Source organism: Bacillus sp. FSL K6-1560 (genome assembly GCF_038592935.1).
GTDB lineage: Bacteria > Bacillota > Bacilli > Bacillales > Bacillaceae > Bacillus > Bacillus subtilis.
In genome coordinates this window covers 245,008-269,804 of the sequence record NZ_CP151946.1, presented here as the reverse complement: position 1 = coordinate 269,804, position 24,797 = coordinate 245,008, and the positions used below count along the sequence as shown (strand labels likewise).

Annotated in this window: 27 protein-coding genes and 1 pseudogene; 4 read left to right on the top strand and 24 right to left on the bottom strand. The window is 46.2% G+C overall.

The annotated features are described in order from the left end of the window. Nucleotides 1–5: 5 nt before the first annotated feature. The 12 genes from bslB to spsA form a co-directional block, all read right to left on the bottom strand. Entirely contained in the window at nt 6–470 is a 465-nt protein-coding gene (gene bslB / locus NYE22_RS01525) for a biofilm surface layer hydrophobin BslB (RefSeq protein ID WP_014478326.1), read from the bottom strand. A 323-nt stretch (nt 471–793) separates the two neighbouring features. Beyond that, a complete protein-coding gene (locus tag NYE22_RS01520; protein ID WP_003222100.1) occupies nt 794–1,249 on the bottom strand; it encodes a dTDP-4-dehydrorhamnose 3,5-epimerase family protein in 456 nt (151 codons plus the stop codon). Then, nucleotides 1,242–2,093: a dTDP-4-dehydrorhamnose reductase gene (gene rfbD / locus NYE22_RS01515; RefSeq protein WP_015250965.1), complete on the bottom strand. Its 852-nt coding sequence runs from the start codon at nt 2,091–2,093 to the stop codon at nt 1,242–1,244. The genes NYE22_RS01520 and rfbD overlap by 8 nt, the downstream gene beginning before the upstream one ends. A gap of 13 nt (nt 2,094–2,106) precedes the next feature. Beyond that, on the bottom strand, nt 2,107–3,054 hold the full coding sequence (rfbB, locus tag NYE22_RS01510) for a dTDP-glucose 4,6-dehydratase (protein WP_003244201.1): 948 nt from the start codon (nt 3,052–3,054) through the stop codon (nt 2,107–2,109). After that, nucleotides 3,054–3,794, bottom strand: coding sequence for a sugar phosphate nucleotidyltransferase (locus tag NYE22_RS01505; RefSeq protein WP_017696230.1), 741 nt, complete (start codon nt 3,792–3,794; stop codon nt 3,054–3,056). Before NYE22_RS01505 ends, rfbB begins: the two co-directional genes overlap by 1 nt. 24 nt (nt 3,795–3,818) lie before the next feature. Beyond that, nucleotides 3,819–4,838, bottom strand: a complete 1,020-nt coding sequence (locus NYE22_RS01500; protein ID WP_342412249.1) for a PseG/SpsG family protein — start codon at nt 4,836–4,838, stop codon at nt 3,819–3,821. A 2-nt stretch (nt 4,839–4,840) separates the two neighbouring features. Continuing rightward, a complete protein-coding gene (locus NYE22_RS01495) occupies nt 4,841–5,563 on the bottom strand; it encodes a spore coat protein (RefSeq protein ID WP_342412248.1) in 723 nt (240 codons plus the stop codon). Next, complete coding sequence (locus NYE22_RS01490; protein ID WP_342412247.1) at nt 5,556–6,677, bottom strand: N-acetylneuraminate synthase family protein; 1,122 nt, start codon at nt 6,675–6,677, stop codon at nt 5,556–5,558. Before NYE22_RS01490 ends, NYE22_RS01495 begins: the two co-directional genes overlap by 8 nt. Beyond that, nucleotides 6,677–7,546 (bottom strand): GNAT family N-acetyltransferase, encoded by an 870-nt coding sequence (locus NYE22_RS01485; protein WP_003227457.1) that lies wholly within the window; start codon nt 7,544–7,546, stop codon nt 6,677–6,679. Before NYE22_RS01485 ends, NYE22_RS01490 begins: the two co-directional genes overlap by 1 nt. Further along, complete coding sequence (locus tag NYE22_RS01480; protein WP_048654797.1) at nt 7,547–8,716, bottom strand: DegT/DnrJ/EryC1/StrS family aminotransferase; 1,170 nt, start codon at nt 8,714–8,716, stop codon at nt 7,547–7,549. A gap of 20 nt (nt 8,717–8,736) precedes the next feature. Then, nucleotides 8,737–10,161, bottom strand: coding sequence for a CDP-glycerol glycerophosphotransferase family protein (locus NYE22_RS01475; RefSeq protein ID WP_342412246.1), 1,425 nt, complete (start codon nt 10,159–10,161; stop codon nt 8,737–8,739). 4 nt (nt 10,162–10,165) lie between these two features. Beyond that, nucleotides 10,166–10,936, bottom strand: a complete 771-nt coding sequence (gene spsA / locus NYE22_RS01470; protein ID WP_029946239.1) for a spore coat dTDP-glycosyltransferase SpsA — start codon at nt 10,934–10,936, stop codon at nt 10,166–10,168. Nucleotides 10,937–11,255: 319 nt separating this feature from the next. Here spsA and gerQ point away from each other — a divergent pair, with 319 nt between their 5' ends. Further along, nucleotides 11,256–11,801: a spore coat protein GerQ gene (gene gerQ, locus NYE22_RS01465; RefSeq protein ID WP_014481253.1), complete on the top strand. Its 546-nt coding sequence runs from the start codon at nt 11,256–11,258 to the stop codon at nt 11,799–11,801. 43 nt (nt 11,802–11,844) lie between these two features. Here gerQ and NYE22_RS01460 read toward each other — a convergent pair whose 3' ends face one another. The 3 genes from NYE22_RS01460 to NYE22_RS01450 all read right to left on the bottom strand — a co-directional run bounded on the left by NYE22_RS01460 (nt 11,845) and on the right by NYE22_RS01450 (nt 13,937). Continuing rightward, nucleotides 11,845–12,216 carry a DUF423 domain-containing protein gene (locus tag NYE22_RS01460; protein WP_003227446.1) on the bottom strand — a complete coding sequence of 124 codons (372 nt, stop codon included), beginning with the start codon at nt 12,214–12,216 and terminating at the stop codon, nt 11,845–11,847. A gap of 61 nt (nt 12,217–12,277) precedes the next feature. Beyond that, nucleotides 12,278–13,600 (bottom strand): purine/pyrimidine permease, encoded by a 1,323-nt coding sequence (locus NYE22_RS01455; RefSeq protein WP_021480922.1) that lies wholly within the window; start codon nt 13,598–13,600, stop codon nt 12,278–12,280. A 19-nt stretch (nt 13,601–13,619) separates the two neighbouring features. Further along, nucleotides 13,620–13,937, bottom strand: coding sequence for a YwdI family protein (locus tag NYE22_RS01450; RefSeq protein ID WP_031315435.1), 318 nt, complete (start codon nt 13,935–13,937; stop codon nt 13,620–13,622). 167 nt (nt 13,938–14,104) lie between these two features. On the opposite strand from NYE22_RS01450, the pseudogene NYE22_RS01445 reads away from it, so the two are divergent. After that, nucleotides 14,105–15,465 (top strand): annotated as a pseudogene (locus NYE22_RS01445) (aldehyde dehydrogenase). A 24-nt stretch (nt 15,466–15,489) separates the two neighbouring features. Here NYE22_RS01445 and NYE22_RS01440 read toward each other — a convergent pair. The 5 genes from NYE22_RS01440 to NYE22_RS01420 all read right to left on the bottom strand — a co-directional run bounded on the left by NYE22_RS01440 (nt 15,490) and on the right by NYE22_RS01420 (nt 18,624). Then, nucleotides 15,490–16,167 carry a uracil-DNA glycosylase gene (locus tag NYE22_RS01440; RefSeq protein ID WP_014478341.1) on the bottom strand — a complete coding sequence of 226 codons (678 nt, stop codon included), beginning with the start codon at nt 16,165–16,167 and terminating at the stop codon, nt 15,490–15,492. A 13-nt stretch (nt 16,168–16,180) separates the two neighbouring features. Continuing rightward, nucleotides 16,181–16,987: a glycosyltransferase family 2 protein gene (locus NYE22_RS01435; protein ID WP_014481257.1), complete on the bottom strand. Its 807-nt coding sequence runs from the start codon at nt 16,985–16,987 to the stop codon at nt 16,181–16,183. Between the two features lie 89 nt (nt 16,988–17,076). Beyond that, on the bottom strand, nt 17,077–17,610 hold the full coding sequence (locus tag NYE22_RS01430) for a hypothetical protein (protein WP_009968358.1): 534 nt from the start codon (nt 17,608–17,610) through the stop codon (nt 17,077–17,079). A gap of 47 nt (nt 17,611–17,657) precedes the next feature. Continuing rightward, the gene (locus NYE22_RS01425) at nt 17,658–18,293 is read right to left on the bottom strand and encodes a permease prefix domain 1-containing protein (protein WP_003227434.1); all 636 of its coding nucleotides are present in this window, start codon (nt 18,291–18,293) and stop codon (nt 17,658–17,660) included. Next, nucleotides 18,286–18,624 (bottom strand): PadR family transcriptional regulator, encoded by a 339-nt coding sequence (locus NYE22_RS01420; protein ID WP_041850387.1) that lies wholly within the window; start codon nt 18,622–18,624, stop codon nt 18,286–18,288. Before NYE22_RS01420 ends, NYE22_RS01425 begins: the two co-directional genes overlap by 8 nt. 143 nt (nt 18,625–18,767) lie before the next feature. Here NYE22_RS01420 and NYE22_RS01415 point away from each other — a divergent pair, with 143 nt between their 5' ends. Beyond that, nucleotides 18,768–19,583: a bifunctional hydroxymethylpyrimidine kinase/phosphomethylpyrimidine kinase gene (locus tag NYE22_RS01415; protein ID WP_003242645.1), complete on the top strand. Its 816-nt coding sequence runs from the start codon at nt 18,768–18,770 to the stop codon at nt 19,581–19,583. An 89-nt stretch (nt 19,584–19,672) separates the two neighbouring features. Here NYE22_RS01415 and NYE22_RS01410 read toward each other — a convergent pair whose 3' ends face one another. The 3 genes from NYE22_RS01410 to scrA form a co-directional block, all read right to left on the bottom strand. Continuing rightward, a complete protein-coding gene (locus NYE22_RS01410; RefSeq protein WP_003243437.1) occupies nt 19,673–19,921 on the bottom strand; it encodes a hypothetical protein in 249 nt (82 codons plus the stop codon). A 93-nt stretch (nt 19,922–20,014) separates the two neighbouring features. Next, nucleotides 20,015–21,454, bottom strand: coding sequence for a sucrose-6-phosphate hydrolase (gene sacA, locus NYE22_RS01405; protein ID WP_125121066.1), 1,440 nt, complete (start codon nt 21,452–21,454; stop codon nt 20,015–20,017). Next, nucleotides 21,451–22,836, bottom strand: a complete 1,386-nt coding sequence (gene scrA, locus NYE22_RS01400) for a PTS system sucrose transporter subunit IIBC (RefSeq protein WP_029318665.1) — start codon at nt 22,834–22,836, stop codon at nt 21,451–21,453. The genes sacA and scrA overlap by 4 nt, the downstream gene beginning before the upstream one ends. A gap of 301 nt (nt 22,837–23,137) precedes the next feature. On the opposite strand from scrA, the gene NYE22_RS01395 reads away from it, so the two are divergent. Further along, a complete protein-coding gene (locus tag NYE22_RS01395; RefSeq protein ID WP_003243563.1) occupies nt 23,138–23,908 on the top strand; it encodes a formate/nitrite transporter family protein in 771 nt (256 codons plus the stop codon). Between the two features lie 38 nt (nt 23,909–23,946). On the opposite strand, the gene sacT is transcribed toward NYE22_RS01395, so the two are convergent. After that, nucleotides 23,947–24,777 (bottom strand): sac operon transcriptional antiterminator SacT, encoded by an 831-nt coding sequence (sacT, locus tag NYE22_RS01390; protein WP_342412245.1) that lies wholly within the window; start codon nt 24,775–24,777, stop codon nt 23,947–23,949. Nucleotides 24,778–24,797 lie beyond the last annotated feature (20 nt).

Here is a 24,797-nt window from a genome sequence, read left to right as displayed (position 1 = left end):
ATTTATTAACGAGGGTCAATCACAAGCTGCGTTTCAGCATTTAAACTACCGATTCCCAAACCGTTTACTACATCGCCTTTAATCGTGTAAGTGCCTGCGCGCGGAAGGGTTTTGCGCACCATGACGAGGTCAAATTCGGATGCGCCTAACAAATCAAGCGTAAGCGGGAGTCTGACTGTTTTTCCATCGTTTAAAATCTGTGTTTCTTTCAGTGTTCTTCCATTCACTGAATCTCTTGTCGTAGCATGAAACCCGTCAGGAAATTGAAATTCTACCGCTCCGAGAGAAAGCACCGCATTTGGTTTATATGTCACTTCAATATCAGAAGTGGTCCACTCTTTCGTGCTGTTAATTGTTTTTGCCTCGATTGATGCAGACTGTGCATGAGCTTGGCCCGAAGGAAGTAAGATTGATAGTAAAACAGCTGAACTGATGAATAATGAAGATACGAATGAAGTTCTTTTTAACATGACATTTCCCCCTAATTGATTGTTGAAATTTGGCCAGAGCGTCCTCTGCAGAAAAAGCGCCTTTTCGTAATTCGCGAATTACCAGTTCTTTTTCTTAAAAATTAATCTATCATCATTTCCCATGGAAGTAAATGCTTTTTAAGGAATATTAACACTTGGAATTCATTGAGAATTCCTTCCTGTTTATACAAGGTTCAAATGGACGATTTCTCTCTCTTTTTCTAGTAACATCCGCCTGACATTTCCTATCTTTTATCCTATTTTAAAAAAGGACAAAAAAAGTCGAAGATGCCTCTGCTCTTCGATTGATCACGTTCCTATTTTTATCTGAATTCAGTGTTCCAGTTAAAACCGATCGTCTCATCATTCCACGGAATTCTTTTTTCATCAGGCTGATCCGGGTTATACGACATGGTGGTAAAATAGATAATTGTCAGCGGCGTCTCTCCCAGCACTCTGTATCCGTGAGCCACCCCTTTTGGGATTAATAACAGCATCGGGTTGTCTTCGCCCATATAATAGACGTCCGTTTCTCCTTTTGTCTTTGAATCCTCTCGAAGATCGTATAGGACAACCTGAGCGTGGCCGGTTGGGAAGAACCAGAGATCATCCTGCTTCTCATGATAATGAAATGCCTTAATCACACCCGGATAGCTTTTCGACCAAGAGGCCTGCCCAAAATGCTCAAGGAGATTCTCATCGTCCCGGACCAGCTCAGCAAAAAAGCCTCTGTCATCGCTATGCTTCGTCAATTTTTTTACCTTGACTCCATCAATCACACGCACTGCTCCTTTCCTGCAAATACTCCCGTAATGCTTCCCGCCAGTGGCGGGGACGGATGCCGGCTTCTTCAATGGCCCGATGGCTCAGCACAGAGTAAGCCGGACGGGGCGTTTTGTTCCCATATTCCTCTGTCGTTACAGGCAAAATGGCTGTTTCCAGCCCGCTTTCTTCCATAATTGCCGTCGCAAACTCATACCAGCTGCATATGCCTGAATTGCTGACATGATAGATGCCCGGCGGATGGCTGAACAGTTTGATGACCGCTTCTGCTAAATCCTTCGTATAAGTCGGCGAACCAATTTGATCGCTGACAACCCGAAGCTCTTGTTTCGTTTCAGCAAGCTTCAACATGGTTTCAACGAAATTACTGCCGCCATGTCCGTACACCCACGATGTTCTGATGATTGTGCTGTCTTTTGTCGTTAATCGTATCAGTTCTTCTCCGAGCCTTTTGCTTTTGCCATAAATGGTTTTCGGATCGAGGGGATCGTCTTCCCTATATGGCTGGGTTCCTTTCCCATTGAATACATAGTCCGTGCTGATATGAACATATTGAGCTCCGATGCGGGTTGACTCAAGCGCTGTATAATAAGCGCCGATTCCGTTAATCAAGTACGCTTTATCAAGCTCTTTCTCGCATTGATCAACCGACGTAAACGCGGCGCTATTGACCACGATATCCGGCTGATAATGGCCAAACGAATGCCGTACTGAGCGCTGGTCAGCAATGTTCATCATCTTCTTTGTTAACGCAATGACCTCATATCCGGCTTGCTTCAGCTGGCGGCATAGTTCCAAGCCAAGCTGTCCTCCCGCCCCAGTCACCAATACCTTTGTCAATCAGATCACCTTCTCATCGGTCATTGTCTGTATACCACTGAATCGTACGCGCAATGCCTTCTTCAAACGTCACTTCCTGCCGCCAGCCCAGTTCGTTTTTCAGCTTTGATGCATTGATCGCATAGCGCCGGTCATGCCCTTTTCGGTCTTCCACGTGGGCGAACAGTTCCTCACAGCCCAGATGCTTCAAAATGACACTCGCCAGCTCTTTATTCGTGCGTTCATTTCCGCCTCCGATGTTATACACCTCGCCGTCGGTCCCTTTTTCTAAAATCAGCTTGATCGCGCGGCAATGATCCTCCGCAAACAGCCAGTCTCGGATCTGGAGTCCATCGCCATACAGCGGAACAGGCAGGCCCTGCTTCGCATGACGGATAATCGTCGGAATCATTTTTTCGCTGTGCTGATAAGGTCCGTAATTGTTGCTGCATCGTGTAATGATGGCCGGAAGCTTGTGGGTTTTCACATAAGACAACACGAGCAAATCAGAGCTTGCTTTGCTGGCTGAGTATGGGTTATTAGGAGAAAGCGGCGTCGTTTCTGTAAACGCGGGATCATCCGCTTTTAAATCCCCGTATACCTCATCTGTTGAAATATGAATCAGCTTCTTGGCTTTTCCTTTTAAGACCGCTTCCGCCAATCGGTATGTCCCCATCACATTTGTGGTGATAAACGGCTCCGCTTGGGAAATGCTTCTGTCCACATGCGATTCTGCTGCGAAGTGAATGACGCCATCGTAGGTCTCATCAAAAGCGCGGTCGATATCCTCCTGAACGCTGATGTCCCCTTTTACAAAGCGAAAACGGCTGTTTTGCTTTAATTTTTCCATTTCCTCCGGGTGGCTGGCGTACGTCAGTTTATCTAAAACGGTAATGCGCGCATCCGTTTCCCTCAGCATGAGCTTTGTAAACGTGAGCCCGATGAAGCCGGCCCCGCCTGTAATTAAATATGATTTTGCCATCACTTTTCGTCCTGTCCTTTCCGTAAATCCTGGTGTACAAGCTGGGAAGCGAGATAAAGCGATTCGTGAGTTCCGGCATCTACCCACCAGCCTGATAACACATCATACGTAAGCTGGCTGTTTTCGATGTATAGATTATTCACATCGGTGATTTCCAGCTCGCCGCGCTTTGATGGTGATATTTGTTCAATATACGAAAACACCTCTGCATCATACATATAAATGCCGGTAACACAAAGGTTGGTCGGTGGCTGTTCGGGCTTTTCGATGATGGAACGAATCCGCTTGTTTTTCTCATCAATCTCAGCAATCCCGAAGCGTTCTGGGTCATCAACTTCTTTCAGAAGCACTTTTGCTCCTTTCCCCTGCTGTTCAAAGCGTTCTGTATAAGGCTTTAATGAATCTTCAAAAATATTATCACCTAATAATAAAATGAAAGACTCTTTTTTCGTAAAGCGCTTTGCATAAGACAGCCCATCCGAAATGCCCGATGCTGCCGGCTGTACTTGATAAGTGATAGTAACGCCAAGCTCTTCTCCGTTTCCAAGCAGTTTATAAAATTGCGGCATATGCTCTTTTTGGCTGATGAGTAAAATGTCTTTTATTCCGGCTTCCTCCAGCTTCATAATCGACCAGTATATCATCGGATACGGGCCTACAGGAAGCAAATGCTTGTTGACGGCTTTCGTTAAGGGCATAAGGCGTGAGCCGTTTCCTCCGGCTAAAATAACACCTTTCACATTAACACTTCCTTACATGCATTTTTATATCTTTTGTTCATATAAATCTTGAAGAATAGCTGTTACCCGCATAATGCCTTTGCCATCCACGAGCGGCCTTCCTCCCTTATGCAAAGAAAGGCGAAGAGGATAGCTGCTCATAATGCGCGACATCTGATAGATGAGTGTTTCATCCGGTACAAGCTCACCCAATCCAAGATCAAGAGCGGCGCCTTGGTCAGCAAATGTTTTGGCTGTAGCCGTTTGATGCTCAACCTGAGAAAGAACAAGGCACGGCACGCCGATGCAAATGGCTTCATATAGAGAGATGCCGCCGGCGACAATGGCTGCGTCCGCTTGTTTCATCAAACCTGCCATATCATTTGTCTGTTCGATCATCTTGTACTGCGGCTTCTTTTCGATCCGCCTTCGGACTGCCTCTTGATGCGGTGAAGCGCTCCCCATCACAAACATTATGTTTTTGTCTTTTATGTCGGGGACTTGATCAGCGGCAGCCAGCACTTTAAAAATAAGCTGCTTCGGATCACTTCCTCCTAATGCAACAAGGATATTGCGGCAGTCTTTCTTAAGTGTGTAATCCTCTCTTGCGGCCTGAAAGGCGGGGTGAAGAATAAGATAGTCCGGACCTTCATAGATGCGTGTGTTTCCCTGAACGTACACCCTGCTTCTGATGTCACCGTAAATTCCGTTAATGACTGCGTCACTATATTGAATCGATTTACTGTTTTTCTCTTCAAAAAGAACAATTTTCGCATCTGTCTCCGTCTTTATTTTCTTTAACAGCTCTGCAGGCACGCCTAGAATATCAAACAAAAGCAAATCAAGCTTCTTGCTTTTTATTTCCCGGAGAATAAATTCGTGCTGCTGCAGCTCCGGCTTTACGATGACCTGCCAATGCTCTTCATGAAGAAACGCTTCAGAATCCTGATTCGTATAAAACGTAATCAAGCATCGCTGTTTGAGCCCCTCCGCAAGTCTCTTCATCCGGACAACATGGCCCATTCCCTTTTCATAGCCGCCGTCTGCGAAGATCCCAACATGCATGGCTATTCAGCCTCTCGTTCGATTGCCGCATCGGGATTCCGGTTCAGAAGGGTGATAAGCTCTGAGGCGGATACATCGGGGCGCTCGCCTGCTTTTTGATAGAGGGCCTTTATCGATTCATAGTCTTCCTTTGTATCAATGGTCAGCCGATATTGAGGGGCGCGAAATCGTTCCGGCGCCTCTAAAAACTGCACACGATAAAGAGCTGGATGATTCCTTATATATAACGTGACATGCTCCTGATATTGATCCTCCATATTCTGAATACGGCTGATGTCAATTAACAGGTTGGCGTTGACCACTTCGCCGCAAATCCCTAATGGGGCATTCAGGATATACGTATAATCCGACCCTTGATCAAAATGCGCCTTAATCATTACATCGAGCAGCTCCGGATCGACAAACGGATTATCACCCGTTAACCGGATGATGACTGACGGTTTAACAGCTTCTATGACCTTCACAAACCTATCGAGGACACGTTCTTCGCTCCCGCGGAAAACACGAAAGCCTTGTTTGATACAGTGCGCCTCTAATATGTCGTCAGTTTCTTTGTCAGACGTGGCGATGACAAGATTATCCCGATCCTTTTGGTAAAACGCGCTTTTCTGAACGCGGTGAACGAGAATATCAAGTAAAGGACTCGATCCGAGCGGCCGAAGCACTTTTCCCGGAAGTCTTGTTGAACCCATTCTTGCCTGAATGATAAAGAGAATATCATTCATGAAACGGGCTGTCCTTCAGTAAAATGTCATCCCAGACAATGCCTGTGTCGGCCGGAATGTCTCTTACAGCCCGAACACCGCTGGTCAGCAGTTCAAAAAATCTCGGGTGCAGCCCCTGCGGCTTTTGTCCGGGCCGAAGCACTGCGATATTGTCTTCACTAAAGGCTTCACCTTTTTGAATCGGAGCTGTTGTAAAAATGCCTCTGTATGCAAAGTTTCTGATTTCTCCTTCGATGGAGGTCGTTGTTTTGTATGAACTGCCAAGCAGTTTTTCAGAGACCGGCTTTGTGATCCCCTGTTTCAGCTCAGCTTCCGTTTTCCTGATGCCATTGACCATTTCTTTCAATTCATCCGGATTTAATGCAAACGAGTGGTCGGCACCCGGCAGATTTTTATCGATCGTAAAATGCTTTTCTATCAGTTTTGCTCCGAGCCGAACCGCGGCACACGGCGCTTCTGTCGGATGCTCGCTATGATCGGAGAAGCCGATTACCGCCTCAGGAAAAGCGGCGGCAAGCATCGGAATGACGCTGAGGTTGCTGTACTCCGGCGGTGCTGGGTATTTCGCCACACAATGCATTATGGCAATTTGATTGTTTCCCTCTGCCCTGATGGTGCGCCAAGCTTCGTGAACATCAGAGATTTCAGCTCCGGCTGTCGAGAAAATCATCGGCCTGTTCAGCCGGGCGACATATTTAAGCAGCGGGAGATGGTTAATTTCATAGGATGCGATTTTAAAAGCTCTCGGCGAGGTAGACTGAAGCAGATCAGCTGACCCCTCGTCACATACCGTACTTAAAAAGATCACCTGCTTTTCGCGGCAGTAATCCAATAGCGGTAAAATCCACTCAGCAGGCATTTCCATAGATTGAACCAAAGAAAAAATAGAGACGTCCTTGCCCGCTGCCGTCTTGTACAAACCAGGATCTTTCTGGTACATCCTATCAGCTTGGAACATTTGAAATTTCACGGCATCCGCTCCCGCTTCCACCGCGGCGTCTATCAGCGCAAAAGCCTGATCAAGCTTCCCGTCATGATTAATCCCCGCCTCAGCAATAATAAAAACAGGAGCGTCTTTGCCTACAGTTTTATTCGCGATCTGAAACGCTGCCATTATTTCGCCTCCTTGCCCGGCCAAATATGATAATAGTAATACGATTGTTCAGCGGTGAAGCCCATTCGTTCATAAAGGCGGATCGCCCTTACATTGTGAAGCTGCGTCCCCGCTGTTACCGTTCTATGCTTCTGGGTCTCCGGTTGTTCTATGAGATTCGCCAATAAATGAAACGCAATACGTTTCCCTTCAAATCCCGGCTTTACAGCCATCAAATCGAGAATGCATTCATCATCTCTTGATAAGCCCTGAAGATAGCCGATGACCTCGCCATTGTGTTTAGCGACAATATTGACCGCCGCCCTTCCATTCAGATTGTTTCGTGTCCACTCCTGAAATATTTTGTTTGCTGCATCGCGGCTGAGATGAGGATCCTGAAAATATCTGCTTTTTGTAAACGAGTCTCGGGCCAGCTCACATATCGCTTCTGTGTCTCCGGGCTCAGGCGGGCCCAGTTCAAAAAATGGCGGTGTTTTGTCATAAAAAGACGGAGGCATCGCCAGCTTCAGCAAACTCCCGACAAAGTAAGAGGATGGCTGCTGTTGTATCACATGCGCGGCTCCGATATCTTCAGCCGGAACACGGACAAAGATAAAATCCGTTTCATCCATTTGGCGTACAGTATAAAAAGCTTCAAACAGCCTCTTTAGCTGCCCGGTACTATTTGCCGCAAGAAGTTTGACGTTCATGACTTTCTTCTGAAGCACCTTGCTTTCCCACAAAGAATCTTCGTAAAGCAATACGCCTTGGAGCCTGCTGTTTTCAAAAAGGCCGAGGGAAAATTGATACGGAACATCCAGTGTAAGCTTTCTGCTTTGGAGAAATTCCTCAATTGCCTCTTTGGAAACATTTTCTTTTACCGTATACACTTAATCAGCCCCTTTTACGATATCCCGCACAGCTTCAATGACATCATCTACATCGTCGTCAGACATTGATGGATAGAGCGGGAGAGAAAGGGTTCGTTTATAGTAATTCATGGCATTCGGAAAGTCCGCTTCCTTATATCCAAATTGCTTTTGATAATACGGATGAATGTGTACTGGAATAAAATGAACGCTAGTGCCGATATTGTATTCATCCTTTAAAGCCGTAATCATTTCGCTGCGCGTAACCCCGGCCTTTTTTTCATCAACTTGCAGAACATATAGATGCCAGGCGTGCCTGCCGTCATCATGGACAAACGGCGTGATCAGCCCAGGAATCTGCTGAAAAGCGGTTTGATAGCGGCCGGCAATCTCTTCTCTCCGTTTCTGCATATCATCCAGCCGTTTCAGCTGATGAAGTCCGAGGGCCGCCTGCAAATCAAACATATTCATCTTATAGCCGGGCGATTCGACTTCATAGTACCAGCTGCCATTTGAAGAATAACGGTTCCATGCGGCTTTACTCATGCCGTGAAGGCTTAGCACCCGTATCTTATCGGCAAGCTCCTCATCATCAGTCGTCAGCATGCCGCCTTCCCCTGTCGCGAGGTTTTTGGTGGCGTAAAAGCTGAATGCCGTTGCATCCCCGATAGAACCGATCATTCTTTGCTTATAAGTCGTATATACCGCATGTGCCGCATCCTCCAGCACGAATAAACCATGATTTTGGGCAATAGCCAATATTGCATCCATATCGCAGGACTGCCCGCCAAAGTGGACGGGCACAACTGCTTTCGTTCGCGGTGTGACGGCCGCCTCAAGCTTTACCGGGTCAATATTGAGCGTGTTTTCGTCAATATCCGCAAACACAGGCGTCGCTCCCGTATGAATAATCGTATTGGCGGTCGAGCTGAACGTAAGCGGAGAGGTAATGACCTCGTCCCCGGGCCCGATCCCTTTTGCTTTCAAAGCCAAAAATAAAGCTGCGGTACATGAATTCACCGCCACGGCGTGCTTCGCCCCGACAAACGCGGCAAACTCTTTTTCAAACTGCTGAACCTTCGGGCCTTTAGAGAGCCATCCCGATTCAAGCGTTTCTGTAACCTCCTGAATTTCTTCCTTACCGATTAACGGCAATGAGTAAGGGAGAAAATGATTTCTCTTTTGCACCATTTCTTTGCGCTCCTATCATTTTATTCAGTATCTTCCCGCCTGTAATCAACCCCTGTTTTGGCTTTCAGTTCCGCAAATAAAGCATTTGTTGATTCTGCCACCGGATAATTAGCCGCTATGAATGCCAGGCGCGCCTCTTCTGCTTTTTGATGCACGACGGGACTTCGAAGAACCTCAACCAAGGTCTGAGCCAGTTCATCCGGCTGGTCAAACATAAAATCGCCAAGAGACTCATAATACGGATACGAGCGATTTCCGGACGATTTTCCGATCAGCACTGGCTTTTGAAACAGCATGGCTTCAAGACCGACTGTTGAGGTTTGCGTCACTGCGGCATCAACATACGGCAGCAAATCATAAAGCTCCAGCTCCTTTTTGATGACTCTGCATGCTTTATGTTTTTTCGCCGCCTCGTGATACAGATCAAGCTTGTTTTTTCCGATTTCCCACGGGTGGGGTTTGATAATGATTTGCAACTGCTTCTGATCAGAAAGCCCCTGCAGCACACCCGAATAAAAGTCTTCTGAAAAGGGCTGAGTGGCAATGAGCACAATTTTTTTAGTCGGCTGAAAAGCAAGTTTTCGATAGAATATGGACATATCCATAGGCGTTCTGTTAAAAATCTGATCGAAGCGGGGATGTCCCGTTACGAGAATCTGCTCGGGTTTACAGCCTTTTCGTATGAACCACTCTGCTTCATACGCACCAAAAACAGCTTGATAGGTTGTAAAAACAGGAATGAAGGCTTCATCTCCCATCAATGCGCCATGCTGAAGACAAATGCTGACGGCCCCTTTTCTTTGACACATGAGAGCGAGCACCCTGCTGTAAATGTCTTCTGCCGTTCCGACAATAACAGCTGAAATCTTTTCCTGCTCAAACAGCGCATCAACTGTATCAATGGCCTCTATAAATAAAGGAATATCTTTGAAAAGCCGGTCGCGAAACGCTTGATCACCAAATGCCGGGTGATCATCATAAGGGGCGAGAAGCGAACAGGCTGTTTCGAGATACTGCTTCGAATCGCCTTTTTGGAATGAATCTGCAATCTCCCGCTTGCTAATTACAGGCAGATCACAATAATGCGGCAAACTCCATCTGGCCAAAACAGCCGTTTTTTCAGGATCAAATTGATAGTAATTTTCGTTTGAAAAACGCAGGTAATCAAAGTGCAAAATGACTTTCCCTTTAACAGGTTTGTCATTTGTTTTAACGATTTTTCGGATTCTTTGTTCAAAAAACGGCTGAATCTGTCCCTCATCGATATGCTGATCCACCGATCCGAATAATTCCGGTTCTTCTTCCATCATCACTCTCAGCTCAGGGCTGATGTATTGATAAAAATTACTGATAAGCCCAAGCGGAATCCCTTTGTAGCGAAGTTTGTCAAAAAGCTCCACGTACTTCCGGTACAGCACCCAATAATTGCTTAAATAGGCCGACAAGCTCTCACCCCATTCCAAGCTTTTTTAATGATTCACGCAGTTCTCGGCAATTTCGCTGCGGAGGAAGGTTCCTGACAAATTCATTTTTTTCTGATTCAAACAGCTGAAAGTGAATCGATTGGTCGGTAATATAATTCAGGTCCAGCTCCTCATCCAGCGGGTAAAACGGATAAAAATGATTGACTCTCCAAAAGAACCGGGCATCTCCAATACGGTAAAACGCCGGGCTTTCATCCCAATAGGAGCCAAACTTCTCCTTTACCTTCTCAAGCACCGAATACCTGTGCATCACCGAGCAATGATCAATTGCGCACGGTGCGTTCCATGTCACTTGAGCGGCAGGCCTGACAGTTTCTTTTACAATGTCGCGATTCTCGTTTAAATGATAGGTTTTGGAGGCTGAGTAAATCACAGCCTTTTCAGGATGGGTATCGAGCTCCCGCACCATTTTCAGGAGGCGGTCCGGCATATAGATGTTGTCATCCGTCGCATAGGTGATATATTCACCCTCCGCCATCTCAATCGCCTGATTGATCAGTGCCGCGTATCTCGTTTTTTCTGTTCTTTCCTTCACTCCAGATACATCGCTTTGATAAAAACGCACTCGGTTATCATTCAAAAAAGGACGGATTACATTTAGCGTCTCTTCATTGGAGTTGTCATCCATAATAAACAATTCAAAATCTGAAAACGTTTGTGAGAGTATGCTAGAAATGGACTTTGCCACATAATCGCTTTTGTTATAGCTCGTCATAATGACTGATACTTTCGGCAAATCCTACACCTCCTTCTTGGAACTTCACACCTGAAACTATCGTTATCTTATGTTGCTTATGCTCAAGTTGCGCTAGGGATACAAACCAATATGCGAAAAGTTTGTGTATGTCTCTGAAAAACAGCGGATGCCCAGAGCGAAATCTGATCGGTCCGCTGTTCTTTTTCAGCATAATCCAAGCATCAGCCTCATAAGGTGAAAGAGATAAAAATCGCACCAGCGACTAAGATCGATTTCCATCGGAGGTGAGTCATCGCGGAGCGTTCACCTATACATCCAGAACATGTTTTGAATGGTTTTCATAAAAAGGAGGAACGATATGAAACCGAAAAAAAATCAATATCAGCAAATGCAGGCATTTGATAATATGCAGGGGTATCAGCCTCAGTTTGGCGCCAACCCGTACCCGCAGCAAGGCCAAGGCTCACAAATGCAGCCAATGGGGATGCAGCCAATGATGCCAATGCAGCAGGGACAGCAAGGACAGCAAGGACAGCAGGGATTTGGATTCCCGGGCCAGCAGCAGGGCGGCGGTTTTCAAATTCCATCGGGGCCTACACCGTCAGGACCGGGCCAAAGCGTTCCCGGCATGCTGCCTGTTGAGGAATCTTACATCGAGAATATTTTGCGCCTGAATCGGGGAAAAACGGCCACCATTTATATGACATTTGAAAACAGCAAGGAATGGGGCTCGAAGATTTTTCGCGGCGTCATCGAAGCTGCGGGCCGGGATCACATTATTATCAGCGACCCGAAATCAGGAACACGCTACCTGCTCCTGACAATCTACCTCGATTACATTACATTTGATGAAGAAATTGCTTATACGTATCCATATTCCATGGCGTCCTATTCGCCAAGATAAGAAAAAAGCCAATCACTCATATGATGAGGATTGGCTTTTTTGTTTATAGATATTTGACGGCTGCGACAACGATCATAATCCAAGAAATAATAAACGCCACACCGCCGAGCGGGGTGATCGCTCCAAGAATGGAGATTTGCGTCACACTTAGAATATATAAGCTTCCGGAAAACAGCACAATTCCCGCAAACATCAGCCATCCGGCTGTTGTGACACTGCCTATGCCGGATAATTTATCAGCCAGAAACGCTACAACGAATAACCCAAGGGCGTGATACATATGATACTGCACGCCTGTGTGCCAAACCTGAAGATATTTATCAGGTATTTTCCCTTCTAATCCGTGAGCGCCGAATGCTCCGAGTCCCACGGCAAGCAGGGCGTTAATGGCCCCTAATATGATAAAAACTTTCATCTATCTCTCCCGCCTTTTCGTTAAACTCATATCATTTATCTTATCGCACCTGCACCAAAATTCAATGTTTGTTCTCCGTTGACACGAGATTGTCGGATTTTCTCCTGCGCCAAAGCTGGAACTGGTCAGCCGCTATTGCAGCAAGCGTCCCTAATACGAGCCCGTTGCTTAATAGAGAAATAAATACCGGATGCAATCCCTTTAACGCAGTTTCAGGAACAAACATGATACCGACCCCTGTGAGCAGCGAGATGCCGATGATAGACCTCACCCTTTTTGATTCTTCTTTCTCATATGAATCAAATTCGGCAAAGGCCAGACCGCCCATTGCGGAGAACACAACAAAATTCACCGCAAATCCAACGGGTGACGGCAGGCTCGCAAACGTATTCATAAAAAACGGGATTACGCTGATCACGATAACCAGAATACTGCCGAGCATAAACGGTTTTTTAGAAGGCATTTTGGTCGTTTCAATAAAACCCGCGGCTCCCGAAATCGGAACAGGCGCAATAGCTCCCGTCAAACCGCTAAGCAGATGGCTGAATGAAGCGGCAAAACCGGCATGGCGTTCATGATGCTTTCCATCAGGCTGTTTGCTGAATTTTTTCACGGCGATGTCCACGACCTTCATGCTCGCCAGCATATTCACGATCAGCAAGATGGTAATAAAAATAGAAGTGATGATCAGGCCGCTGTTAAATAATGGTGTCCCAAAAGGAAACAGGGAAGGCAGCTGAAACAGCCGGTCCGGCATTTCAATCGGCTTTGCCGCTCCGGCAGCCGCAAACAGCACCCATCCGCCGAACAAGGCTAATAAAATAGAATATTGCTTAAAAAACATGATGTTCGAATTTGTCATTATAAAGGCGGCTGCGATCACAACAAGCGCCAGGCCAAATACAAGACCGTCCACCCCGTCCTGTCGATAACCGATTCCGAGAATTCCTTTTATAATGGGCTGACTCAGCTGCATGACAAGAAGCAATAAATAGACGCCCGTTACAACCGGAGTAAACAATTTTGCAAGTCTGTCAATGACCTTGAAAACACTTAACAAAAAGAAACATACAGCGCTTACAAGAAGAGCTCCCTGCAAACCCCGCAGTGTGTCTCCATATGTCGCAAACACAGTTCCCGTTAGCCCTGCGTAGATCGTATACACTCCCCACCACAAGCCGGCTGGGCTTTCATTGATCGGCAGTCTGTGGCCTTTCAAACACTGAATGACGGCGGCAATCCCCAGTACAAAAAAAGTGCTTTGAATCAATCTCGCAGAATCTGAGTGATTCAGATGGAACGACTGGGCAACCGCCACCGGAACAACTATCGCCGCAGCAATGATAAACGCTGTCCATTGCAGCGCGCCAAGAACCAATTTCACGTAAGCTCAACCTCTCTCTTTAAAAATCAAATAAAGACTCTCCGTTTCCATCCTCTTCCTGCTTCTCTTTTTCTTGCTTTCGAAATTTGTTTAATCCCGCGCTCCCCATCATTTTTTCCATCATCAGCTGGTCTGTCGATGGCGGCGCGGCAGGACTTGGCGTAACGCTCGGCTGTATGCGGGGCGCGCTCGCGTTCTCCGGCTGATCAAGCACGACATCACACAGAGAACGGACAACCGCTACATAACGCTTCAGCTCCTCATCCCGTTCAGCCGTTTTTGCTTTTTTCAGCTCTTCTTCCATCTTTTGAATCAAAGCAGATATATGAATGTTCATGAAGCACCCTCCAAAAAAATAAATGTTGTCTTCCTGCATTTTATCAAATTCCTGCTGTAAACGCAGATATGAGTTTGTTATTTTTTCTGACAAACCTTGCGCGATTGACAAGCAGAAGAGATTTTTCACATAATAAATCACCATACCTTACAAAAAGGAGAAACGGAATGAACAGCATCCCCTCTATCATCAGCAAGCATAAAGCCTATTTTGCGGCGGGACATACGAGACCGCTTGAATCGAGACTGAACATTTTGCGAAAGCTGAAACAAGCCGTCAGAACTCATGAAGCCGATCTCATAGCCGCTCTCTACCAGGATCTCCACAAATCCGAGCAAGAAGCATACTCAACAGAAATCGGAATCGTCTTGGAGGAAATCAGCTTTGTCATGAAACGGCTGAGAAAATGGTCCAAGCCGAAACGAGTCAAAACGCCGTTGACTCATCTAGGCTCCAAAAGCATCATCATCCCTGAGCCGTATGGAACCGTTTTGGTGATTGCGCCTTGGAACTATCCCTTGCAGCTGGCGCTTTCTCCGTTGATTGGAGCCATTGCGGCGGGGAACACGGTCGTTCTCAAGCCATCAGAATATACGCCGGCTGTTTCCCGAAACTCATCAGCAGCGTTTTTCCGACCGATTATGTCGCTATGGCAGAAGGCGGGCCCGACGTCAGCACAGCATTATTACAGCAGCCCTTTGACTACATTTTCTTTACAGGCAGCGTAGCCGTGGGAAAAATCGTCATGGAGGCCGCCGCCAAACAATTAATTCCCGTAACCTTGGAGCTCGGCGGCAAAAGTCCCTGCATCGTCCATAAAGATGCTGACATTCAGCTTGCCGCCAAACGCATCGTCTTCGGGAAATTTACAAATGCGGGACAAACCTGCATCGCACCGGATTATTTATTTGTCCACGAGGACATCAAAACGAAGCTCACAGAAGAAATGAAGCGTGCGATCAGAGAATTTTACGGTCCTAAGCCGGAACGGAATCCGCAGTACGGCAAAATCGTCAGTGAACGGCACTATCAGCGGCTGCTCAGCTTTCTGAATGACGGCATCCCGCTCACAGGCGGACAATCTGATCCCAATCATCACAAAATTGCGCCGACCATTCTCGAACAAGTGAGGGATGACTCTCCAGTGATGCAGGAGGAGATTTTCGGGCCGATTCTTCCGCTCTTTATATACCGCAATATCGGGGAAGTCATTGAAAAAATCCAATCGCGCCCTAAGCCGCTCGCCCTGTATCTCTTCACCACAAACCAAGAAATTGAGCGCGCTGTTTTAGGAAATCTGTCGTTTGGCGGGGGCTGTGTCAATGATACGTTAATGCATGTGGCGACGCCGTATTTGCCATTCGGCGGCGTCGGGGAAAGCGGCATCGGCAGCTATCACGGGTTTGACAGTTTTAACACATTCACGCACAAAAAAAGCGTCGTCAAACAAACGAACCGCTTCGACTTCGCATTTCGTTATCCTTCCTCCAAAAACGGGCTGCGAATGATTCGAAAAATACTCAAATAAAAAAGCGCAGATCACCTGCGCTTTTTACAAATCCTTAATACACCAATCAATCGGCGCCTCTCCCATTTTCTCCAAATAGGCATTCGCCCGGGAAAACGGTCTGCTCCCGAAAAATCCGTTTCTCGCCGAAAACGGGCTGGGATGCGTCGATTCAATGATAAAATGCTTGGACGTGTCGATCCGTTCTTTTTTCATTTGGGCATGCCGTCCCCATAAAATAAAGATAACCGGCCGCTCCCTTTCATTCAGCACGTCAATAATTCGGTCCGTCAGTCGCTCCCAGCCTTTTCCCTTATGGGAATTCGCCTGTCCGCGCCTTACTGTCAGCACAGTATTCAGCAAAAGAACACCTTGCTTTGCCCAGCTCACAAGCGACCCGTGATTCGGGATGCTGCACCCGATGTCCTGCTGCAGTTCAAGAAAAATATTTTTTAACGAAGGCGGCTGCTTTACACCGGGCTTGACAGAGAAGCTTAAACCTTGAGCCTGTCCCGGCCCGTGATACGGATCTTGTCCCAGAATGACGACCTTGACATCATCATATGATGTATAATGCAGCGCATTGAAAATATCCCGGCTGTCCGGATAAATCGTTTGCTCCGCGTATTCCCGCTTCAGCATTTCTCTGAGCTCTTGATAATACGGTTTCTCAAACTCTTCCTTTAGCTGATTCCACCAGCTGTCTTGTAAAAGCTGTTTCAAGATTCAGGCCCCCTTACGAACGATGAAGTCTGGAATAGACAGGCTCGCCATCCCAAACCATTTCACTTTTCGCTTCCCGCCTCTTCATCTCAGGCTCTTCAAGCAGGACGGCAAAGTTTTTCGTCGGCAGCTCCCCGAGTCCGTGCTTTTCACTTAAACGATCCAAATATTGCTTCCGCTTGGCGCCAAGGTCCGCAGACTGATTGTCTCCCGCGTCACTGAAGGCATAAATCACACTGGCGCAAGGGACACGCTTCACCCGGTAATCCTTGGCCGCGCGCAGATAAAAATCCCAATCCCAGTAATTGTGCACATCAGCATCGAAATACCCGATTTCATCATGCAGAAAACGTCTGTACATGCTGCCCGACGGCACGTATGTAGAAAACACTCTCATATCCTCATAGTCAGCGGTATAAGCAAACAATTTCCGTGACACTGGATATCTTGTTCCGTATTTCTCTTCAAACGAAACTATTTCCGCATCAGAATGAACGAAGTCAGCCGTTTCTATTTCCTTTGCCATTTTCTCGATATGCCCTGGCGTAAAGAAATCATCGTCATCACACAGCATAATGCAATCGCCAGACGCCTCTTTTACACCGGCATTTCTCGCAGCCACATGCCCCGAGTTCTTTTCTAAATTGATGACAGCAATCGGCAGCTCCGGATACAGTGCTTTGACCGGCACGACCGATTCCCCGGCATCATTCACAATAATAATTTCATACGGCTTCAAGGTCTGGCGGGAAATCGACTCCAAAAGCTCACACAAAGCCGGAATCCGATTATAGGTCACAATTACGATAGAAATCTTCATGATGCTCTCCTTCTCATTTTCATAGTCATGTACTATTAAAACATATATTGAACAGGAGATCAGTGGGAATATCCTACTGAAACGGCATACTACAATGATAGAAACAGCAAAGTGGCTCCGATCAGAAGCACCATGATCAGCATCAGATCTCCAAAGACATGAAAGATATCTTTCATGCGGACGCCATTCGGAAGGATAAGACGCCACAGCTTAGATTGATAGACCGGCAGCAGCACCAGTGCATAAGAAAGACACAAAAATGTAAAAGCCGGCGGCACAAAAGCACAGCCTGCATCGTCCCAATTCATCATGATGTCTTTCATACTAGATCCATCCAATAAAAACAAAGATATCATGAGGGCTAGCAACACAAAGGACCCCAATTGAACCTCAAACAGGCGCATTTTCTGGTTATATGCAAATCGGACCGCCCAAAACCAGACATAAGCATATGAACATAGCAGCGTAAGAATGGCACCTGCTGTAAAGACGACATCAGGCAGCCGATCAAGCAGAAAAACAAAAGGCAAGCTGGCTGCCATAGCCAAGAGCATGCAGCCACCAGTAAACAAAAATACTGCCCCATGAGCTACAAAACCATATAAACAAGAGCTAATCCTCACGACATACACCTCCTTTACATAGAAATTCTATGTATATACCTAAAAAATCAGACAAGCTGACGCCTGCCAATATAACAGCCCATTCGGCCAAATAACGGAAATAACAGCGTTGCAAAAGCACAAGTTCCAACAAACCAAGGTGTCAACAAGGATTGAAACAGCGCAGCAGGAATTACATTGAATAGAAAAACAAGCATAAAAATGACGTTTGGCACCATTGAGATCAGAATCGTATGTAGAACAAGCTTTTCTCCACGTTTTCCAAACTCCTTCACGCCTTGATACCCAATCAGCACCCAGTAGATCATATATGCAGCTAAGATCAGCCAAACAGAAACAGAAATGCCTTTCCATACTGCTTGAACAAACGGTGATTCAAGCCATACATGCATTATTGTAATCGCAATGCCGACAGCGAATAGGGCACTGTTACAGAAAAGATGGAACATCAAAAACGCACGGAACGTTACTGGCTGTATTTTCTTAAACGAAGAAACAATGTCAGTTGGTGTTCCAAACGCCTGCAATAAAGTCTGCATAGCTTCCTCCTCACTCTTTCCTTCCTGAAAAGAACGAAACAGATGATGTTCAATATGACTCTCAATCTCTTCTATCATCGCCTCACCCTCAGGAAGCCCTTTAAGCCCGCTTTTGATTTCGGATACATATGTTTCTTTATCCATTTTGTCCGCTCCACTTCAGTATTCGGTCCATCATGGCTGAAAATACGCTCCATTCCTTCGTGCGTTCCGCCAGCACTTCTTTGCCTTCGTCTGTAATCCGGTAATATTTGCGGTCCGGTCCTTTCTCCTGCTTCTCCCAGTAGGAAGAAATATATCCTTGGCGTTCAAGCTTGTGAAGAGAAGGATACAAGGTCCCTTCTTTCATCTGCAGTTCATTTCCGCTGCGGTTTCCCATTTCTTTTACAAGCTCATAGCCGTACATCGGCCGCTCGTTCAGAAGCGTCAATACCAATATAACCGTGCTTCCCTTAACCAGCTCACGATTTAACATCTCAAAACCCCTACCTAGTTTTCTTATGTAGCATTTTACGAAAGCCCCTTGAGATTGTCAAATGATTCCTATAGATCTTCTATATTGTGATACAGAGAAAATCTAACTATAATGAAAGACAAAACACGATGGAGGTTCAAGACATGTCTATGCATAAAGCACTCACCATTGCCGGCTCAGATTCCAGCGGCGGTGCTGGGATTCAAGCTGATTTAAAAACATTTCAAGAAAAAAACGTATACGGGATGACCGCCTTAACGGTGATCGTTGCGATGGACCCAAACAACAGCTGGAACCATCAGGTATTCCCGATCGATACTGATACAATCCGCGCCCAGCTTGCAACAATTACGGACGGCATCGGCGTGGACGCCATGAAAACAGGAATGCTGCCAACCGTTGACATTATCGAGCTTGCGGCAAAAACGATCAAAGAAAAACAATTAAAAAATGTGGTAATTGACCCGGTTATGGTTTGCAAAGGTGCTAATGAAGTCCTTTATCCGGAGCACGCCCAAGCCCTGCGTGAGCAATTGGCTCCGCTAGCCACTGTCATTACGCCAAACTTGTTTGAAGCCAGCCAGCTCAGCGGCATGGATGAACTAAAAACAGTTGACGATATGATCGAAGCCGCGAAAAAAATTCACGCACTCGGCGCTCAATATGTCGTCATTACAGGCGGAGGCAAACTCAAACACGAGAAAGCCGTTGATGTTCTCTATGACGGAGAAACAGCGGAAGTCCTTGAAAGCGAAATGATCGATACGCCTTATACACATGGCGCAGGCTGTACATTCTCAGCAGCCGTGACAGCGGAGCTTGCCAAAGGTGCGGAAGTCAAAGAAGCCATTTACGCAGCGAAAGAATTCATCACAGCGGCCATTAAAGAATCCTTCCCGCTAAACCAGTATGTTGGTCCTACGAAGCATTCTGCACTGCGCCTGAATCAACAATCATAAAAAAAGGGGCTGCCTTACAGAGAGGCAGCCCTTTTTAAATCACCGAAGACTTTTCACAGAAAAAACTGCCGATCCCATCGGCAGCCTGTTTATTTGATTTTTAAATTGTTTGCAGATTTCCTCAAAAATGTTTCTATCGACTGAACAAAAAGTGCATATTCCTTCATTTGTTCATATGCCCGCGTGAGAATTTCCGCCGTTTCACTGTGCGGCGTTGTTCCGCCAAGCATTTTTTTCAGCTGAAGCAGCACATCCTTATATTCTTCTCGCTTATCTTCAACTTGGTTAGCAGCCTTTTCCAAACATTCCGGTGTTATCTTCTGTTCATGTATATTCAAGAAAACAACTCCTTTTACAGAAAAAAATAGTAGGTTATCGTTGAAGAATAGCACAGATGGCTCAGATTTCACATAAGAAAATAGAAGGATTTTCTACATAAGTGTCCAAATTCCGACATTCATTTCAGATTTCCCGGTCGCACTGGCTGTTACTTCATGATTTCCCGGGAAAGGAAAATATCTTGCACTAAAGACCTCTTCTCCGTTATTGATAAAGATTTCCACAGATGACGCGTCGAGAAACATGTGTACGGTATGCAAATCCTTGATGCGGCAATGTCTCGCTTCTGTTCTTTTTCCGTCAAAGCTCTTTCGTTCCAGCGTAACAATCCCCTCGTCTTTATGGAAGGAAAACGTAGCCGTTCCGCGGATACTGATTGAAAAGCCAGACTCCGTATGAATGTCTTCCAGTAGAATCTCAGTTCTTTCAGGTTTTTCCACTGGAAGCGCACCAGATGATCCATGCATGTTGATGTGTATTTTTTTCTCATTTCTGCGCATGGCTTTTAGCTCAGGCAGCGGCTGCTGAATCAGCTTCTGTCCTGAAAGCGTCAGCTGTCTCGGCAGCGTCATGCAGTGAATCCAGTGGCAGTCAATGGTCGGATGGGACCCTTCATCCTGATCAGGCACCGCCATCCATGCAAATAAAATCCGCCTTCCCTGATCGTCTTCAAGTGTTTGCGGCGCGTAAAAATCAAAACCTTGATCAAGCTCCGTAAATTCACCATGCTTCAGTTCAGGCTTGTTATAATTGAGGCGGCCGACAAAATAACCTGATTGATATACGTTCTGATAACGGAAACCGTCAGCCTCAAGCCCTTGAGGCGAAACAATCAGCACATCCGATCCTTGAAGGGAAAACAAATCAGGGCATTCCCACATGTATCCAAAATCGTCCAGCCCGTTGAAGCCCGCGCCGGTTATCGGGCCAAGAAATCTCCACTCTGTCAGGTTATCAGAAGCAAACAACACAGCCTGCCCTTTCAAATTCTCTGTTTGCGCACCAATCACCATATACCATGTGCCTTCATGCTCCCATACCTTCGGATCGCGAAAATGCGCCGTATATCCTTCCGGAAGGCGGGCGACGACACCCTTTTTCTCAAAGGACAGCCCGTCGTCAGAAACAGCAAGGCATTGATACGTTTCCCGATTTCCATCCTGATCCCTGACATTTCCTGTGTAAAAAAGATAGAGCCGATCGTCTTTCGTGACAGCGCTGCCCGAGTAGCAGCCGTTTTTATCAAACCAATCACTCGGAGCCAGCGCAATCTCTTCCCGCTTCCAATTCACAACATCCTGTGTCGTATAATGCCCCCAAAATTTTGCGCCGTGCCCCGTCTGAAACGGCTGCCACTGAAAGAATACATGATAGCTGCCCTTCCAATAAATCACGCCATTCGGGTCATTCAGCAGCCCAACCGGCGGCATGATATGAAAATGCTGGCGGTGCGGATCGCTGTTAGCGATGGGCTCTTTTTTCTCCACTTCTTCATAAGCCCGGCGACGAAGCTCCTGGTCATGTGCTGTCATTTTTTCCTCTCCTCATCCTCATTAATCTTCATGACAAATGCTGCAATGAACGCTGACACTGCCGCAATCGCCATGCCAATCAGATAGTGAATCAAGTTGCTGACGCCAAACGGAGCCGCAATGGCGATCATCGGAATTCCCGTTAACCCGTAAGCGTTTGCAGCTACATGTGTAAAGACGACATATGCCCCACCCAATGCGCCTCCGATCATCGCAGCGATAAACGGTTTTCGGTAGCGAAGATTGACTCCGAATATGACGGGCTCAGTAATGCCGAGAAAAGCGGAAAATGCTGCCGGAAGCGCGATTTCTTTTGTCTTTGCCTTTTTCGCCATAAAGAAGACGGCAAGACCTGCCCCGCCCTGTGCGACATTCGCCATTGACCAGATCGGCAGTAAGTAGTTTTTGCCTATATCTGCAATAAGCCCAGCCTCAATCGCATGGAAGCTGTGATGAACACCTGTCAGCACGATGAGTGAATACGTGCCCCCGAAAATCAAACCTGCCACAAAACCGGCATGGTCATACACATAAGTTAAAGCAACCGTAATCCCGGAGCCAAGCGCTCTTCCCAGAGGGCCAATCGCGATAAAAGCAACAAACCCGGTGACAATTACAGTAACAAAAGGTGTAACAAGCAAATCTACCGCATGCGGAACCACTTTTCTCGTCCATTTCTCTACCTTGCTCATCACATACACCGCAAGCAGGACAGGGATGACAGTTCCCTGATAGCCTAGAAGCGCGATATCAAATCCAAAAAGATGCATATAATCAGGTGTCGCTTCAGCCAAACCCCATGGATTCAAAAGGTTTGGATGAATCATGATTCCCCCAATGACCGCTCCCAAGTACGGGTTGCTGCCAAATTCTTTTGAAGCGCTTACTCCGATTAGAATCGGCAAGAAAATGAATGCTGCACTTGAAAACATATCAAGCAGCTGAAAAACTGCAGAATCCTTGCTCATCCAATGAAACGCATTGATCATACCCAGCAATCCCATTAACAGGCCGCTGGCCACAATAGCCGGGATAATTGGGACAAAAATATTAGAAAGCGTTTTCGCAAATCTCGCAGCGGGATTCAGCTTTTCTTTTGCCGCATCCTGATGATTGACGTGTTCTTCACGCTCGATATCAGCTTCTTTAGAAAAGGCATCGAATACTTTATTCACAAGGCCTGTTCCGAAAATGATCTGGTACTGGCCAGAGCTGCTGAAAGCCCCTTTAACGCCATCAAGCTCTTCTACTTGTGCTTGATCTATCTTTGATTCATCTTTCATCACTAAACGCAGTCTTGTTGCACAATGAGCCGCGCTGATAATATTTTCTTTCCCTCCGAGAAGCTCAATGAGGCGTTTTGCAGTCTCTTTGTAATCCATCTATTTCTCCCCCTTTTATTTAAACAAAAAAGACCTAAAATTCGCCAACGAATAAAGGACACAGCGATCCTTTTTCATTTACGCAAATTTTAGGTCTTGCCTGCTTTACCAGTCACAATCCCGCTTATTCAGATTAAGAATACGCTTTCATCATAAATCATGATAGCGTTTTCGTCAACTATTTTTTTAGTTAAATAGTTTGATATAACATGTAGACAAAAATTCGTAAAAATTAATTGTGAAATACTTCACAATATCGTGCTATACTATGCTCAATCATGAAAGAAAGCAGGAAAAGACAATGGAAACTCAAGCATTACAAAAGGTTGAACAGTATGCTTTGAAAAAACAAAACATATTCGCTTCAAGCAAAATCCGTTATGTGCTTCGGTCCATTTTGGCCAGTATATTTATTGGTTTTGGCATTACAGCCGCAAGCAAAACAGGCAGCTATTTCTTTATGGCTGATTCTCCGTTTGCCTTTCCGGCAGCCGCTGTCACTTTCGGGGCCGCTATTCTGATGATTGCTTACGGAGGCGGAGATTTATTTACCGGCAACACCTTTTATTTCACCTATACCGCGCTCCGGAAAAAAATCAGCTGGCGCGACACCCTATACTTGTGGATGTCAAGCTATGCCGGCAATTTAATCGGCGCCATTCTGTTTGCCATCCTGATCAGCGCGACGGGACTTTTTGAGGAGCCTTCTGTTCATTCCTTTTTGATTCATTTGGCAGAGCACAAAATGGAGCCGCCGGCTTCCGAATTGTTTTTCAGAGGAATGCTGTGCAATTGGCTTGTGTGCCTCGCCTTTTTCATTCCAATGTCTCTCAAAGGGGAAGGAGCAAAGCTTTTTACCATGATGCTTTTCGTTTTCTGCTTCTTTATTTCCGGCTTTGAACACAGCATTGCCAATATGTGCACATTCGCCATCTCGCTTTTGATCGAGCACCCTGATACAGTGACACTGATGGGAGCAGTCAGAAACTTAATCCCCGTTACGCTCGGCAATCTGACCGCGGGAATAGTTATGATGGGCTGGATGTACTACACACTGAATCCTGATCAATAAAAAAACTTCCAGAGATCACTCCCTGCAAGTCAAAGCGGTTATTCCGAGAGATCTTGAAGACGCTGGACATGCAGCGTGATATAGCCGGCCTCGGATTCCGGCAAATGTAATTGATATTCATTTTTCAAAAACTCCGCCAGCTCCAGCGCACATTGATAGGCGAATGAATACTTTTTTTGGATGAAATAAAGCATCTCCTCGTCCATACGATGGAGCGCTTCATTTGATTCCAACCGGCTGACCGCGTATCGCAAATGCGTGACAAGGCGTTGATAGGAAATGCTGTTTTCATCCACCTTTCGATTAAAGTATTGTTCTATTTTCTCTATCATTTCTTTGATCATGGTCGTATGCTTCAGCGCTGAATACATGCTCTCCGCATCCATCTTCGCCGTATGGATGTGAAGGGCAATATAACCCGCTTCATCTTCAGGCAGAGACACGCCCAATGTCTCTTTTACATGTCCGATCGCCCACAGGCCGATCTCATATTCTTTTTTATAGAGCGCCTTTATCTCATGCAGCAATTTATTCTGCACAAGCAGCCCATTTTGAATCCTTTCGATCGCAAAGGACAAATGGTCGGAAAGCGCGATATGAATGTGATCGCTCAGCGGCGCCGCGAGCTCTCCTTCCGCATACCTGATAATATCCTCAGCTATTTCTATATGCTCCTCCGGCAGTGTTTGCAGGATTTGTTTGAACTTTTCATTCTCGTCGCGCACGACAAAGATCTTTTCCACTTTATTCATAGGGATGAGATCATTTTTCTTTTTTTGAAAAGCGATTCCCGGTCCCATCACGATTTTTTCCTGATCATCCTCTTTTATTAAAGCCGCATTGTTGTTTAATACTTTATAGATTTTCAAGAGGTTATCTCTCCCGCCAA